We start from the raw sequence: 15750 nt of genomic DNA, 5'->3' as shown, positions 1-15750 counted from the left end.
GGATTCGACCGCCACCCATAAGGACTGGAAATCGACCGGGTCGTCACCGGGTGCATCAGCTGCAGGCCACCGGGAAGCTCACCGATCTGGCCCACCTCACCAGCAAGCAAAGTTTGCTGAGAGCCAAATATACTGCTGCGCTGCCCCCTGGACAGAGCACCGGAATCACCTGCAGCAATGATCTTTTGCTGCTGCGCATCAATTCTTTCCTGTCCTGACAGCGACACCGAATCAACGTACAACTCATTTTGAGAATTGAAGCCAATGATTTCATTGGTAAATGCCCCGGCTGCGCTTGGCTTGACCAGCACCGCTTCCTGCCCGGGCGGCATCTGCAACACCGGTTCAACTTCAAAAGTCCCCGTTTGGGCACTTGAAGTGGATGAATCAGCAATCAGCGGCCAGGCAATGGTACTAGTCAAGCCGAACGCGGCAGCTATGACAAACGCACCTTGGGCAACTGCTCGATTGAATGCGAGAGGTGCCTCACGCGCGAAGATAGTGGAATTCTGATGACGCCGTTTCATGTCTTGCCAGTCCCCCAAAACTGCAATACAACAACAGACCTTCAGCATAGGCTCAGCACGGCGCATTATCTAGAGGTTCTGGGGGCAATAATTAACGTTTGGTAAAGGCCCGCGTCATGAATCGATCTCAATATTCGCTTTGCACTTTAATGAAGCTTCGCTGAGATCAAGCTCCGACGGCCTCCCCGGGCTAGTCCTCGCGACTCCATCCGGCATCTTCTGAGGCTGCGACTAGGCGATATCCTGACTCGTTGTGCTCGACTTCATCAATTCCAGCAACCTCGACTTCAGATGAAACCCTCCACGGAGTGACTCGGTCGATGATCGAAGCGATAATCCATGTTGCCGCCGCAGAAAAACCAATGACAACCAAAAGGGCTACAGCCTGCGAAACAAGTTGACCCCAACCACCGCCATAGAGCAAGCCGCCGGCACTCTCCGAATTCGGAAGTGCGAAGAAGCCGAGGAACAACGTTCCAATGACACCAGAAACAAGGTGGACGCCGACTACGTCCAATGAATCGTCGTAGCCGAGTTTCCATTTGAGGTTGACTGCCCATGCTGATCCGGCTCCTGCCAAAACGCCCAGGAGTACAGCGGCCCACGGGGCAATGTTCGCGCAGGAAGGAGTGATGGCAACCAATCCTGAAACAACGCCCGAGGCCACTCCGAGCGAGCTTGGCCGGCTGCCGCGCAGCTTTTCAATGAGGATCCAGCCAAGAACTGCGGCGCCTGGGGCAACCAGCGTATTGATCCAGATCAGCCCTGCTTCCTCGACCGTGCTTGCTGCGCCGGCGTTGAACCCGAACCATCCGAACCAAAGCAGCGCCGCACCGAGCATGACTAGTGGGGTATTGTGTGGCTGCGGACGATCGTGGAAGTTGTATCGCTGTCCGAGTCGCAGCGCCAGCACGAGGGCTGCAATGCCAGCATTGGTGTGGACCACGGTTCCGCCGGCAAAATCAATCGCCTCGCCGAAGATTCTTCCCAAGGCGCCTTCCGCAGAAAGAATTCCGCCTCCCCAGACCCAGAAAGCCACGGGGGCGTAAACACAGGTAACCCACACCGGCACAAAAATCAGCCAAGGTGCGAATCGAGCACGGTCGGCGATAGCTCCAGAAATGATCGCTACGGAAATCATGGCAAATGTTCCGGCAAAACCGACAGACAAAAGCTGCCCGGGTTTCGTGGCCTCCAGCGCAAAATCACTGATGGGATTGCCGATGATGCCCGCGATCGCCGGTTCGCCGGCAGATACCGAGTACCCCCACAAAACCCAAACTACTGCGGTGATTGCAGCGGCGAGAAAACTCATCAGCATCATGTTCACGACACCTGTCGCACGGGTCATCCCTCCATAGAAGAGCGCCAATGCCGGCGTCATGAGCAAAACCATTGCCGCCGCGATGAGGATCCACACGCTTCCCACATCCAAAGCCATCTGACCCACATCCTTTCGATCTTTTGCAGCCACCGAATACGGCTGCCTTTGGCGAATTTGTTCGAGTTTCGCTTCTGGTTACATATTTTTCGGGATCAATGTTTCAGGAGTGCCGACGAAGCGTTACGTATAAGTCACAGATTCAGCTCCGTCGTTACCACTTCATTCCGAGGAGATTTCATGTACGTTTCACTGATGCGGCGAGTCACGGACTTACCTTTGTCCCGCAGCTGATCCACCGGCCTTGTCCTTGGCAGTCGCATACTGGATCTATGGATCGTTCATTTTTCTTGCCCCATGCCCTTGAGGTGGCACCGCGGTTATTAGGTGCTCAGCTGAGCCTAGATTCCGAGCAGGGGCCGGTCACGATTCGAATTACAGAAGTCGAAGCCTATATGGGATTGGGCAGCGGCGGCCGCTACGATCCGGGGAGCCACTCAAAAGACCGCAAGACCGATCGCAATGCGTCTATGTTTCTCGGGCCGGGGCACGCCTATGTGTACTTCAGCTACGGCATGCACTTCGCCCTGAATCTTGTCTGCTCGCCTGAAGGCATCGCCTCGGGTGTGTTAATCAGGTCAGGCGAGGTGCTCGACGGCATTGAGCTGGCCAGAGAACGGCGCCTAGCAAAGAGGTCTAAAGGCTCCGATCCGTCCACGCTGAAAGACAAAGATTTGGCTCGCGGTCCGGGAAATTTCGCCGCAGCATTGGGCATCACCAGGCCAGCGCATGACGGCTTGGATCTATTCGCTCGACCGTTCGCTATCCGGCAGGCAGAGGATCTGGAGGTGAAAATTGTGTCGGGGCCGCGCGTGGGAGTTGCTGGTATTGCCGGCGGTCCCGAGTTCCCGTGGAGGTTCTGGATCGACCGTGATAGGACAGTTTCAGCGTTCAAGCCCGGGCGCAATGCGCCGCGGGCTTGAATCAACGACGTCTACTAGTAGTCCCAGGTCCATCCTCCGGTGCCTTCTGGATCGTAGACTACCTGACCGGAGCTGTACGGAGAGTCGAGCATAATCTTTCCGCTGATCCGATCCCCTGCGCCGACAGCAATATCCATTGCCCCGCTCACATCGCAGGAGAAGGCGGCAATGGTGTCGAGACTGCGCTTAACCGGCTTATTTTTGCCAGAGGAAACGCCGAAGACCGAAGCATCCAGCGGCATGAGCGCGATCTCCTCGTCAACGTATTTTTCTGCCGAGGCCGCCAGCCAGGCTTCAGCGTCGACTAGTAGGAAGTACCCGTTCTCAGGCTTGATCTTTTTGCCATCGCCGCGAAGCGTACATGAATCGAGAACTTGGACATTCTTGACTGTGATTTCAAAGGATGGTTCAGTTTCACCTTCGACCGTCAGCTTTCCTGCTTCACCGAGGTTCTTGACGACCTGCGATTCCAAATCAACCAGCACCCGGGCTCCGGTTTGCGGATCAACAGGCGCAACGTTCTTGAGATTCAGCTGCTGGTCGTCGTTGGTCTGCTCGGCTTGAACGTTGTTTCTCTCCAAGACCATCCCGCCGCCGACGACGGCCGCTGCAACCACAGCCGTTGCGGCGATGCTGGCAATGACTTTGTTTTTCGGTTTCATCTCAAAGCACTCTCATGGGGGTTCGTCGTCAGGCTGCTACGACCGCTTGAGGAAGTCGCCGGAGGAAATGTATCTTCCAGAATTCTTGACGACCTTCTCTGAATACGGGGTTGTCTTATAGGTCCATGACTGCGAGCGGTCCTTCATGGTGACCTTTTGACGTGTGTACATCGGCTGGCCGTTGTACTTCAGCTGGCTTTCATAGGCATCGAGCTTGCTGAGCATGGCGGGCCCCCTTGCATCCGAGTACTGGAACTGTTCGGCCACAACCGTTTTGGGTCCGTTGGTCAGGAACGTCCAGTTACGGTTCCACAGCTGATACAGCGAAGAATTCGCGATGCGCTGATCGAGGTTTTTCTGTTGGAAGCCGCCCATGATTCCATATGCCGATTGGCCGGTCCGCAATGTTCCATAGACTGCCACCGAGTAGGGTCCGTGAACTCGCAGGTTGTCGCTGGTTTTCACCCAGCCCCCTGTATCGCCCAGCCAAGCACGAGCCCAGCCGCCTTCGGCTTCATGGGTGACGATCACTTTCATGCCCTTGGGAACTGTACCGACTGTCTTATACCCGCTGGCTGGTTGCGACAGTAGCGTGATCTTTTTGGTGGTGAACCTGGCGTAGTTCGACACGTTGGTCACCGTCGGCAACGGGTAGTTGCGATCGGTCACACCGCTCCACACCCACTTGCCGTCCAGCAGAATTTCGTCGCGCCGATTCTTCGAATCCCAGGCACCCCAGCGCACCTTGGTGCCTTTCTGAATGGTTCCGACAACGCTGGATTTGTTTTGGTCGGCTGCACTGTAGACATTGCCGGTCTTCTGAGCGTATCGGTACTGGTATTTCACGACTGGGCGATCGGTCGTGCTGGTCCAGACCCATTTGCCGTTGACCTTGATCTCGTCTCGGCGAGTTGAACCGACCCATCTCCGGTATTCATAGCGGTCTCCGTAGTGGATCCTGCCTGCATAGGAGCTCTTGGCAGGGTCCCAATGTGTATAGACAGAGCCGCTGGTCTTGACGTAGCGGTATTGAATTGCCGGGCGTTTCGTGGCAACCCGGTCAAGGGGAACCCAGCCGTGGTAGTACGCGGTCTTAATGTGGGCGAGCGACCCTTTGACCTCCAGCAGTGAAACCTGGGTCCTGAAGTTGACGCCTCCGATGTGGTGGGACATCGCCGAAGTTTCGTAGATTTCAGTGAACCCGGTCATGTACCGGACAGATTCGTCTTTGGTGTAGGTGCGGGTGGTCATGTACGTCCCTGACGCCCAGCCTGTTTTGGAACCCCAGTTCACCTGTTTCCATGAGCCTGAAGTCTGGCCGGTGGGAGCCACGATGGTGCCCTTGGGCATGATGCCGTAGCTCGACGCACTGGTCGACGGCTTGGTTCGCAGGTTCAGATTCTCCGTCGTTTTAGTTTCAGTGACTTTCTTGATGAACTTCGACGGCGGAGCGTTTTCAGGATCCCAAGGAGCCGATGCAACCCTGATGCTGGCGGCGGGGGCTTCAACAGAAGCAACCGCGGCCCCGGCTGGGACCAAGAGTGCTAGGGATGTCATTACTGCAAAAATGAGGCGAGGTTTTTCAATGATGTTGCTAGACATGAGGCTTCTCTGTCCAAACTGATTCGCAACAGAATCTTCGGTACGGTGATGTACTCACAGACCATAGCCCGGCCGACAGTGCTTCTCAACCCTTTAATCAAATTAATATCAAAATTGTACCCAAATATACATGCTCCACTTTTTCGACTAGTTCGGGTTGAGAAGTATTCATGGCAGGTGCTTTGACACCCCGGCCGTCAGGATTGCCTATTTGAACAGCTTTTCACTGTCCAGCTCGGCTTCCATACGCTTGCCAAGCTTCGGGCTCAGGCTTTGAGCGAAAGTCTCGGTCAGGTGCGAGTGGTCCCAGTAGGCCAACAGCCCGCCGACGACCGAATAGCATTGCCCGTCGCGGCATAACTGATCGTTCATGTCCACCGCGACAACTCCCGGCTCATCCAGCGCATTGACTGCATCAACTTGCGGATCAGCGGGGATCCATTTCTCGGCCGAACCGCTGCACTCCTCGAGGTCGCCGCGGTTCTGGGCCACGCAGTCCGGCACATTGTCCAAGGTTGTTCCTGGCCACGGGGTGTCCTTGATGACGACAACCTCGGCGCCAGTGTCCGACCACTGTGTCAGCAGCTTTTCATAGGCTTCGCGTGCTGGAGCTAAGGAATCCTCCATGCTGTGCCCCTGAACCGGCACTGACTGTCTGTTGGAAGAAATCACCAAGTCGTAGTCCTTGTCCCGGATCTGTTCGGTGACCCAGTCCCCCATCTGCTCACAGCCTTCCGACTTGTCGTCGGTATTGAATTTCTGTTCCTCGGCCATAATCGCGCAGCGGCTGGCCACGTAGGTGTCGACCTGCCAGTCGTTTTTCTCAGCCAGTTGTTCCACTGCCGGGAACCACTGCCCTGCGTGGGAATTGCCCACCAGCGCCACCTTGACTTTCCCCTTGCCATAGGAGCAGACCGGACGCTTTTGGAAGTCGGTGCTCTGGCTGGCGAAGCAGTCGTCGGCATAGACTTCCGGCTTGTCCGTTTTGGCAACCACCGGAGCAGGTGCAAGGTCCTTGTAGGAGGTTGCCTCATCCTGCACATTGTCGCACCCGCTCGTCAAAGCCTTCGAGCCGAAGCAGGAAGCACCGACTTCTCCCTCGACCTTCGCCATGGCCGCCGGAATATCCGAGCTGCGTTCAATTTGGACGCTGCTGTACTGGTAGAAGCCGCCGGCGGTGATGGCAAGAACCAAGCTGCCGGCCACAAGGAAGCGGGGAGCTGAGAGGTAGGCAGAGCTGTCGATGAACTTGCGGAACCTAACCTCGACGAGCTTCTGCGTCAGCGCGGCAAGGAGCAGGGTCAGCGCCACGACCCCGAACTTCTGGTACCAGTAGAAGTGCTCCATGGCGAAGGGCAGCAGGACCAGCAGGGGCCAATGCCATAGGTAGATGGCATAGGAGTTATCCCCGATGAACTGCACGGGCTTGAGCGAAAAGATGCGCGTCGGCGAGTAGGCATGGCTGCTGTTGGCAAGGATCATCAGCGCGGTGCCGAGCACCGGCAGCAGGGCGATGTAGCCGGGGAACAGCATTTCAGGGGTGAAGAACAAGACGCTGAAACCGATGGCCGCCAGCCCGACCCAGGCGGCAAGCATGCTCAGGACATCGCTCTTGGCGCGGAAAATTGCGGGCCCCAGCGCGGCGACCAGTGCACCGGCTGCGAATTCCCATCCCCGGGTGAAGGTCGAAAAATAGGCGACGCCCGAGTCCTCGATCGTGCTGACGACCGAATACAACAGCCCGGCAGCAAACACGGCGCCTAGCACGGACAGAAGCATCTTGCGCTGGGCCAGGCCGAAGCGCAGCGCCAGCATGATCGCAGCGGCAATCAGCACAGGCCAGACGAAGTAGAACTGCTCTTCCACTGACAGGGACCAGAAGTGCTGGAAGGGGCTGGGAGCATCCGCTTCGGCCAGGTAATCGACCTTGTTGGCAGCGAGGAACCAGTTTTGGAAATAGAAGGTTGCGGCCAGCGCCTGCTGCAGCCAGTCCTTCCACAGGGTGGAGGGAGCCAGCAGCCAGATCCCGACCACGGAGGCGATAATGACCAGGAACGAGGCAGGCAGCAGGCGCTTCACCCGCCGCATCCAGAAACTGCCGATGTCCTTGAGCCTGCGCGGCGGCTTGGAAATAAGGTGGGAAGTGATCAGGAATCCCGAAATGACGAAGAAGACATCGACCCCGACATATCCGCCGCCCAGCCGGTTGGGCCACAGGTGGTAGAGCACGACCGCGGTGACGGCGAGCGCTCTAAGCCCTTGGATGTCTGCGCGGAACCCCGACGGCTTCGCCGAGGCGCGCTGGGCTTGCGGTGGTGTTGGTGTTTGCTTCTCTTGAATCAGTGTCACTCGCGAGGTGGCTTTCTACAGGTTGATGGTCCGCCCCAAGTTCGCAGATCTTCCAGCAGCGGCAGCAACTGCCGTCCGCTTTTCCCCCAGTTCTCTTGTCTATCGAAAGTTTCTGGACAATTACTCAAAAAGGCGGCAAGGCCCACCGGACGCCTTCTGCCGGCCAGACGCCCAAAGACCGGAGAAACTGGCATCTGACCTGTTCAGTTTCGGGCGGCGTTGGGCGTGTGAAACACCGGGCCCCGGGCTCCGGCTCGGCGCGCAGATCCGGCGTGTCCTCCGCCGCTGCCGTATTGAGCGCACCGGGGCCCGGTGCTTAAAACAGCAGGAGCCCCGAATGACTCGGGGCTCCTGCTGGTGGTCGATCGGCTGCTGCCTAGCCTTCAAGCAGCGCGTCGACGAATGCTTCTGGATCAAACGGCGCCAGGTCGTCGGGGCCTTCGCCCAGTCCAACCAGCTTGACCGGGACGCCCAGCTGGCGCTGGATCGCCACGACAATGCCGCCCTTGGCGGTGCCGTCGAGCTTGGTCAGCACGATGCCGGAGACGTTGACTACCTCGGAGAAGACCTTGGCCTGGGCCAGGCCGTTCTGTCCGGTGGTGGCGTCAAGGACCAGCAGGACCTCGTCCACGGTGGCCTTCTTTTCGATGACGCGCTTGATCTTGCCCAGCTCGTCCATCAGGCCCACCTTGTTCTGCAGGCGGCCGGCGGTGTCGATCATGACAATGTCGACTTCCTGGTCGATGCCGGCGCTGACGGCTTCGAAAGCCACCGACGCAGGATCTGCCCCGTCGATGTCAGAGCGCACGGTCGGCACGCCGACGCGGTCGCCCCAGGTGGCCAGCTGCTCGGCGGCGGCGGCACGGAAGGTGTCAGCGGCACCCAGCAGGACGTCCTTGTCTTCGGCGACCAGCACGCGGGCCATCTTGCCGATGGTGGTGGTCTTGCCCACGCCGTTGACGCCCACGACCATGATGATGCTCGGGCGGTCGGGGTGGCGCTCGGGCAGGTAGCCGCGGTCCAGGGATGGGTCCACGAGCTTGAGCAGTTCCTCGCGCAGCATTTCCTTGACCCGGGCCGGGTCCTTGCTGCCTTCGATCTTCACGCGCTCGCGCAGCGCGTCGACCAGCTCGAGGGTGGGCTCGGTGCCCAGGTCTGCCAGCAGCAGGGTCTCTTCAACTTCGTCCCAGACGTCCTCGTTGATGGAGTCCTGGCTCAGCAGGGCCAGCAGGCCCTTGGAGAACATGTTGTTGGATTTGGTCAGGCGCGCGCGCAGCCGGGCCAGGCGGCCCTGGACGGGCTCGGGAACATCCAGCGCTGGGGCGGCCGGAGCCTGCGGCTCGGCGGCTGCAGTGGCTGCTTCGTCCTCGATGGTTGCGGTGGCGGTTCCCGCACCGGCTTCGGTTTCACCGTCTGCGACGGTGCCGGTGGGCACGTCGTCGGCGTCACGCTCAGAAGTGTAGGGGGTCTTAGGCTTGCGGCCCTTGGCTACGAAGGTGGCGACAAGAATGCCGACCACGGCAACGACCGCGACAATGATAATGGTGGTTAATAGCGAATCGGTCACCAGTTAATCGTCTCATATCCGCAGGCGCTGGTCTGCTTGTGTCCTTCGCCCGCCGATGGGCGCGGCCTCAGGCAAGGGCCTAGACTTAAGCCTTGGTGCCTGCACCATAGTGTTTCTCCAACGAAAGGCCGGCCCCGGCCCCGCGGCACCGCGGCGGCAGGGCCACGAACATGGCAACAATCCCCACCCGCACTGCGCGCCCGGCGATCCCCCAGGAAATCCGGGTGCTGCTGGTTGCGGCATTCATCATCGCCCTGGGCTTCGGGCTGATCGCGCCGATCCTGCCGCAGTACGCGGTGAGCTTCGACGTGGGCGCGGCGGCCGCGACGATCATCGTGAGCATCTTCGCCTTCACCCGCCTGGTTTTCGCCCCGGTGGCCGGATCGCTGGTCGGCAGGCTGGGCGAGCCGAAAATCTACGTGACCGGCGTGCTCCTGGTGGCTCTCTCCACGCTGCTGTGCGCCGTGGTTCAGGACTACACTCAGCTGCTGGTCGCCCGCGGTCTGGGCGGGTTCGGCTCCACCATGTTCACCATCTCCGCGATGGCGCTGATCGCCAGGCTCTCGCCGGAGGAATCACGCGGCCGCATCTCCGGGCTCTACGCAGGCTCCTTCCTGCTGGGCAATGTCGCAGGGCCTGTGCTGGGCACCGTGCTCGCCCCGCTGGGCATGCGCATTCCCTTTGTCATCTACGGCACCGCGCTGATCATTGCGGCCCTGGTGGTGTACTTTGCACTGGGTCGGCGCCGGGACCTGGACAAGAAGGCCGACAGCTCGGCGAATGCCGCCAAGCACATCGAGGTGGTCACTGTGCGCCAGGCGGTGGCCTCGCCCACCTACAGGGCGGCGCTGTTCTCCGGGTTCAGCTACGGCTGGCTGGCTTTCGGCGTGCGCAACAGCATGATTCCGCTGTTCGCCCTGTACGTGTTCGGCCAGGGCGAAGGGCAGGGCGTCGCTGGCATCTCGCTGGCGATCTTCGCCATCGGCAACGGTGCGGCCCTGCTGTTCTCAGGCAAGCTCACCGACCGCATTGGCCGCAAGATTCCCGTGCTGATCGGCATGAGCATCCTGGTGCTGTCCATCGGCGCCATGGGCTTCTTCACTTCCTGGGCAGGATTCATCATCTGCTCCATCATCGCCGGCTTCGGCGCCGGCACCCTGGGCCCTGCCCAGCAGGCCTCAGTGGCAGATGTCATCGGGGCAGGCAAGAACGGCGGCAAGGCGCTGGCAGGATTCCAGATGTGCCAGGACCTGGGCTCCATCATCGGCCCGCTTATGGCCGGAGCCATCGCCGACTGGTGGAGCTACCAATTGGCCTTCAGCATCTCGGCCGTCGTCGGCGTGGTGGGCCTGGCCGCCTGGCTGCTGGTCCCCCGCGCCATAACACCTGCCGGCGAACAGGCCTAGGACTGAGAGCCACACGCCAACGGCTGCGGCTGATCTCCTGAAACGGGATCGGCCGCAGCCGTTAGTTTTTGCGCGATTGGCTAAGCGAACTTTGCCTTGCGCAGATCGATGCTGAGCGCGCCATTGACAGTGCGGTACACCCGAGCCCCCTTGTCCTTGGTCTCCACAACCGAGCTAGCCACCCGGATGCGTCGGGTCTCAGCATGTGCGTACTTCACGTGCACATCGCCGATCGTCGAAGCCAAGGTTCCCAGCGTCTCGAAAGGCAACTGCACCATATGCTGCCCCTTGCGGCCCAGCTTGCCGATCGGGAATTCCAAACGCCGGTCTCCCCCGCGCTCATTGACCAAGATCGCCACCGGGTCGGGGCCGGCCACCGGGCTGGTGAACTGCAGTTCAAAGGCCTGGCCCTTGCTTGCCGACCTCACCAGCTCCGGCTTCTGCGCGGCCTCAAGATCCACTGCTGCCAGTTTCTTGAGCTGCTCGTAGTCGCCGGCGATGATGGCATCCGTCTTCGCGGCGTCATTGGCACTGAAGTATTCTTCCCGGTGGTCAGGCAGGTACTTGCTGATGTAGGGGCCAAAAGCTTCAATCCACAACTTGGCCCTGGCCTCGCGGTAGTTCAAGAAGCGCTCGCCGACGAAGAACTTCAGTCCCTTGCGCTTGAACAGTCCGGCGGTGAGCATGCGGCCCAGGTGTGGATCCTCAGTGGTGAGGTCCTTGATGGTCTGGCTGATGTGCGCGACCGATTCGACGTATCCGAAGGGCTCAAAGGGCTGGGCGCTGATGTTGTTGCCGTCTTCGCGCTCGCGGATGTAGTAGTACTCGTAGTCGGCAAGAATGCTTACGCGCTTGGCCAACAGGTAAACGGCGGAGAGCACCATCCCGTCTTCCAGCCGCACCTTCTCCTCGCTGAAACGCAGGTTGTTTTCGACCAGGAGGCTGCGGCGGATCAGCTTCTGCGGCATCAGCGTGGCGAAGATGGATTCCAGCGGAGCATCGACCATTGTCTTAGCGAACAGCGAGGTGCGGATCACGCGTCCCCCGGTGGGAACAAGCTTCGGAGCAAGAACATCGACATCGTATTTGAAGGCGAAGTCGCGCATGCGTCGCAGTGCTTCGGTGCCTAAGGTGTCGTCAGAGTCGGCGTAGAAGATGTACTCTCCTTGGGCCAAGTCGGTGCCGACGTTGCGCGGCTTTCCTGCCCAGCCGCTGTTTTCCTGGTGGACGACTTTGAAATTGCTATTGCGCTTGGCATAGATATCCAGGATTTCCCCGCCGAAGTCCGTGGACCCGTCGTCGACTGCGATTACTTCATAGAACTCTTTATCCAGATCCTGCAGCTCTAATGAGTTAAGCAATTCGGTCAAATAAGGCATCGAGTTGTAGACGGGAATGACGACACTGATGAAGATTCCGTCAGGCATTTCTGAGAGCGGGCGTCCGTGGTTTTCTGGTTCCTTTTGGGCTGCTTCTTGGGTGACCTTTTGGGGTTCGATTTCCCCTTGATACTTCTGGTCAGAACTTTTTTTGGAACGTTTTTTAAAAAAGGCCACTTCATCCCCAATTTTGAATACCAAATTTGGTCGAACAATTTGCTTGGTATCCACTATAGCGATGGAGAAATTCTGTGTTTAGTGCGACTCGCTGCGTTGCATCTTCTGACTGATCACAGTCGACACGCCATCCCCGCGCATGGTCACACCGTACAATGCGTCGGCCACTTCCATGGTCTTTTTCTGGTGGGTGATGACGATCAGCTGTGAAGATTCGCGCAATTCTTCAAAAATTGTAATCAAACGCCCCAAATTCATGTCGTCAAGGGCCGCTTCGACTTCATCCATGACGTAGAAAGGCGAGGGGCGCGCCTTGAAGATCGCAACCAACAGCGCAACGGCGGTCAGCGAACGCTCGCCGCCGGAAAGCAGGGACAGGCGCTTGATTTTCTTTCCTGCTGGCCGTGCTTCAACCTCGATGCCAGTGGTCAGCATGTTTTCCGGGTCGGTGAGCACCAGCTGGCCTTCGCCGCCTGGGAAGAGGCGTTCAAAGATTCGCTTGAACTGGACGGCAGTATCGTTGTACGCCTCGGTGAACACGCGCTCGACATGGGCGTCGACGTCCTTAATGATCTGCTGGAGATCAGTGCGGGACTTTTTCAGATCTTCGAGCTGCCCAGCGAGGAACTTATTCCGGTCTTCCAAGGCGGCAAACTCTTCCAGTGCCAGCGGGTTGACCTTGCCTAGAGCAGCCAAGTCGCGCTCTGCCTTTTTCAATCTCTTTTCTTGTTCAGCACGGTCAAATGGCAGGGTGCCGATGACGTTTCCTTCGTCGTCGACGTCCTGTCTCAGCTGACCCCATTTGTCATCCGGATCTGCCGGTTGCGGGATGAGCTGGTCCGGGCCGAAGTTCGCAATCAGGTGGTCAGGCGTGTAGCCGAGCTCTTCCAGCGACTTAGCTTCGAAAGCCTCGATCTTCATCCGCAGCTCGGCTCGGGCGAGTTCGTCCCGGTGCGCCGCATCCGACAATCGCGCCAGTTCAGCCGACAGTTGTTCCGACTCGGCACGCTGGGCAGTCAAAAGCTCATCAAGTTCAGCCTTCTGTGCAGACAGTTCTTCGCGCTGCTCGCTGGCCATAGTCACCGAAAGCTCGATGAACCGCAGTACCCTCTGGGCTGCCTGCTCCACGCGCAGCGCTTTGGCTGCCTGTTCCTTGCGCTGGGCAGCGCGCTGCTGGGCTACTTCTCGGTGGCTTCGCTCGGCGGCTGCCGTGCGGCGCAGGCCTTCGACTCGTGAACGCAACGCGGTCACACGTTCTTCACTGCTGCGCAGTGCAAGGCGTGCTTCGAGCTCCTGCTGGCGGGCGGATGCCGCCGCGTCGGCAAGTGCTGCACGAGCGGCATCGTCGACGGTCTCATCCTCATGATCGCTGGAAGCCATTTCCATGCGCTCAGTGATTTCTTCCAGTGACTCCTGTTCGATCTCCAACTTCTCATTGAAGTCTTCGAGCTTTTGGGCCAGTGCTTCCTTCTGCGACTTGGCGCTGCGCAGCTTCTGGCCCAGGCGTGCAAGGTAGTTCGACAGCTCGTCGATGGTCGCATCCGATTGCGCCAGCTGAGAGAAGGCTTCCTGCCGCCGCTGTTCTGCCTCCGAAAGCAGCGGCGCCCGCTGGGCTAGCTGAAGCTGCAGCTCGGCAAGCTCGTCCTTGGCCGCTGCCAGTTCTTCTGCAGTTTGCTCAACTAGGGCCTGCTGGGCGATGAGCGAAGCACCCTGCGAGTCGCCGATAGAACTTCTCAACTGGGAAATCGACTGCCCCTCAAGGGTTGTCAGTTTTGCGTCCGGGTGCGCGTCAAGGATCTCTTGGGCTTGAGACAGCTCCTCAATGATGAAGTGGTCGGCAAGGAGGTGGTCAAGGAGATTCGCAAATTCCGGCGCGCTGCCGACAACGCTGCGTGCGGTGATTGCATGGTCGCCGATGGCTTCCGTATGCCGGGGCGGCATGGACGCATGGATGAAGGAGGCGCTCGCGTTTGCAGTTTCTTCGAACTCGGAGATGATCGCCAGTGCCGAGCTTAGGTCCTTGGCAACGAGTATTTCCGCAGATTCGCGGAGGATCGAGGAAATCGCCTGCTCATAGCCTTCGGCGACGTTGATCAGTTCGCCGAGCCGACCCGCCAGTGAATCCGGGTTCCGTACAAGGATGTCCGCCGATTGGTCGTCCGGCTTGGTATTGAGCTTCAGCGCATCGAGTCGCGCCTGCAGCCCGGTAACCCGCGCGGAAAGTTCCCGCTCTCGGCCGAACTGTGCTTCCTGTTTGCTGCGCAGATCGGAAAACTCGTGGTCAGCCTTTTCGAAAACCTCGTTGAGCTCGAATTCTTGACCCAGTACGCCTTCAAGCTCAAGTGAGACTTCCGAGTGGGAGCGTGAGTCCGCGGCGAGATCCGAATCGAAGGACTGCAGCTGATCTTGCAGCCTGGCGATCTCGGCTCGGGTGACATCTACGCGGCTGCGCGCGGAGGCAACCTGGGATGCAAGTCTTGACATGCCTTCTCGGCGATCTGCGGCGGCGCGCAACATCGCCGCCATGCGCTGCTGTTCGGCCCGCGCCTGCTCTTCGGCGTGCTCCTTGGCTTCGATGGCCTCCGCAAGAATTTCGTGGCGGTCTTCCACCGATTCTTGGAGCTCTTCAAGCTCTTCGCTCATCCGCTCGGCCTGGGCTTCCAAACGGTCGGGGTCGCGGCTGGAATCAAAGTGGGTTTCATTGCTTTCCAGCAGTTTGCCGCGTTCCCTGGCTAGCGCGCTGAGCGAACGGAAACGCTCGGCCTGCGTCGAAAGGGATACCCAGGTTTCCTGAATCAGGCTCAGGCGAGGCGTCAAGACCTCTGATTTTTCAGTCAGCTGGGCGGTATAGCGCTTCACCTGTTCAAGTCTGGCGGTGGCTTCCTGCTGGGCCGCCTGCACCCGAGACTCGTCGTTGATGTCCTGGGCAAGCTTGTTGTTGAGTGTGACCAGGTCATCCGCCAGCAGCCGGGCCTTGGCGTCACGAACGTCAAGCTGCACGCTCTGGGCTCGGCGAGCAATCTTCGCCTGCCTGCCCAAGGGAGCCAACTGACGGCGCACTTCAGCGCTGAGGTCTTCAAGCCTGTCGAGGTTGCCCTGCATAGCCTGTAGCTTTCGCAGGGTCTTTTCCTTGCGCCGGCGGTGCTTGAGCACGCCGGCTGCTTCTTCAATGAATCCCCGCCGATCCTCTGCCGTTGCATGAAGGATCCGATCCAATTGCCCTTGGCCGACGATGACGTGCATTTCGCGGCCAAGGCCTGAATCTGAGAGAAGTTCCTGGATGTCCAGCAGGCGGCAAGAGCTGCCATTAATGGCATACTCTGATCCGCCGGCACGGAACAAGGTACGCGAAATCGTCACTTCGGCATAGTCGATGGGCAGCTGGCCGTCAGTATTATCGATCGTCAGCGATACGTGCGCTCGGCCCAGCGGGGGCCGCCCAGAGGTGCCGGCGAAAATGACGTCTTCCATCTTGCCGCCACGCAGGGTTTTGGCACCCTGCTCCCCCATGACCCACGAGAGGGCGTCGACAACATTCGACTTTCCCGAGCCATTCGGGCCGACGACAGCTGTAACGCCCGGTTCGAATTCAAAGGTTGTAGCCGACGCAAAAGACTTGAAGCCGCGAACGGTAAGAGTCTTTAGATGCACGGCGTGAAATTCCTAAGGTCGGCCCAATATCGATATGGTTAGCATGAAGGTTGCAGACCATGTGGT

10 protein-coding genes are annotated in these 15750 nt (G+C 59.2%); 2 read left to right on the top strand and 8 right to left on the bottom strand.

The window, feature by feature from the left end; genetic code table 11:
- Both AUR04nite_RS06625 and AUR04nite_RS06620 read right to left on the bottom strand, forming a co-directional pair.
- Positions 1 to 593: hypothetical protein (locus AUR04nite_RS06625; RefSeq protein ID WP_141363206.1), on the bottom strand; the 593-nt coding region annotated here is incomplete at its 3' end.
- Between the two features lie 124 nt (positions 594 to 717).
- Positions 718 to 1968: an ammonium transporter gene (locus tag AUR04nite_RS06620; protein ID WP_141363204.1), complete on the bottom strand. Its 1251-nt coding sequence runs from the start codon at positions 1966 to 1968 to the stop codon at positions 718 to 720.
- 272 nt (positions 1969 to 2240) lie between these two features.
- Here AUR04nite_RS06620 and AUR04nite_RS06615 point away from each other — a divergent pair, with 272 nt between their 5' ends.
- The gene (locus AUR04nite_RS06615) at positions 2241 to 2891 is read left to right on the top strand and encodes a DNA-3-methyladenine glycosylase (RefSeq protein WP_141363202.1); all 651 of its coding nucleotides are present in this window, start codon (positions 2241 to 2243) and stop codon (positions 2889 to 2891) included.
- Positions 2892 to 2905: 14 nt separating this feature from the next.
- On the opposite strand, the gene AUR04nite_RS06610 is transcribed toward AUR04nite_RS06615, so the two are convergent.
- From AUR04nite_RS06610 to ftsY, 4 genes are all read right to left on the bottom strand, one after another.
- Positions 2906 to 3553 (bottom strand): hypothetical protein, encoded by a 648-nt coding sequence (locus tag AUR04nite_RS06610; RefSeq protein WP_141363200.1) that lies wholly within the window; start codon positions 3551 to 3553, stop codon positions 2906 to 2908.
- A gap of 36 nt (positions 3554 to 3589) precedes the next feature.
- Positions 3590 to 5110, bottom strand: coding sequence for an SH3 domain-containing protein (locus AUR04nite_RS06605; protein WP_170184118.1), 1521 nt, complete (start codon positions 5108 to 5110; stop codon positions 3590 to 3592).
- Between the two features lie 252 nt (positions 5111 to 5362).
- A complete protein-coding gene (locus AUR04nite_RS06600; RefSeq protein WP_141363196.1) occupies positions 5363 to 7504 on the bottom strand; it encodes an acyltransferase family protein in 2142 nt (713 codons plus the stop codon).
- A 376-nt stretch (positions 7505 to 7880) separates the two neighbouring features.
- Positions 7881 to 9071, bottom strand: a complete 1191-nt coding sequence (gene ftsY / locus AUR04nite_RS06595) for a signal recognition particle-docking protein FtsY (RefSeq protein ID WP_141363194.1) — start codon at positions 9069 to 9071, stop codon at positions 7881 to 7883.
- A 170-nt stretch (positions 9072 to 9241) separates the two neighbouring features.
- Between ftsY and AUR04nite_RS06590 the strand changes: the two genes are divergently transcribed.
- A complete protein-coding gene (locus AUR04nite_RS06590) occupies positions 9242 to 10477 on the top strand; it encodes an MFS transporter (RefSeq protein WP_141363192.1) in 1236 nt (411 codons plus the stop codon).
- 80 nt (positions 10478 to 10557) lie between these two features.
- On the opposite strand, the gene AUR04nite_RS06585 is transcribed toward AUR04nite_RS06590, so the two are convergent.
- Positions 10558 to 11904 carry a glycosyltransferase family 2 protein gene (locus tag AUR04nite_RS06585; RefSeq protein ID WP_141363190.1) on the bottom strand — a complete coding sequence of 449 codons (1347 nt, stop codon included), beginning with the start codon at positions 11902 to 11904 and terminating at the stop codon, positions 10558 to 10560.
- A 207-nt stretch (positions 11905 to 12111) separates the two neighbouring features.
- Positions 12112 to 15684 carry a chromosome segregation protein SMC gene (smc, locus tag AUR04nite_RS06580; protein ID WP_141363188.1) on the bottom strand — a complete coding sequence of 1191 codons (3573 nt, stop codon included), beginning with the start codon at positions 15682 to 15684 and terminating at the stop codon, positions 12112 to 12114.
- Between the last annotated feature and the right edge of the window lie 66 nt (positions 15685 to 15750).

The organism is Glutamicibacter uratoxydans, assembly GCF_006539925.1.
GTDB lineage: Bacteria > Actinomycetota > Actinomycetes > Actinomycetales > Micrococcaceae > Glutamicibacter > Glutamicibacter uratoxydans.
Note: the sequence above shows the minus strand (reverse complement) of the source record. Positions and strands in the feature narration are given on the sequence as shown.

Bases quoted from the DNA above. Each gene is read 5' to 3' on its own strand.
- AUR04nite_RS06620 (WP_141363204.1), bottom strand. From the start codon at position 1,968: ATGGCTTTGGATGTGGGAAGCGTGTGGATCCTCATCGCGGCGGCAATG.
- AUR04nite_RS06615 (WP_141363202.1), top strand. From the start codon at position 2,241: ATGGATCGTTCATTTTTCTTGCCCCATGCCCTTGAGGTGGCACCGCGG.
- AUR04nite_RS06610 (WP_141363200.1), bottom strand. From the start codon at position 3,553: ATGAAACCGAAAAACAAAGTCATTGCCAGCATCGCCGCAACGGCTGTG.
- AUR04nite_RS06605 (WP_170184118.1), bottom strand. From the start codon at position 5,110: ATGACATCCCTAGCACTCTTGGTCCCAGCCGGGGCCGCGGTTGCTTCT.
- AUR04nite_RS06590 (WP_141363192.1), top strand. From the start codon at position 9,242: ATGGCAACAATCCCCACCCGCACTGCGCGCCCGGCGATCCCCCAGGAA.
- AUR04nite_RS06585 (WP_141363190.1), bottom strand. From the start codon at position 11,904: ATGCCTGACGGAATCTTCATCAGTGTCGTCATTCCCGTCTACAACTCG.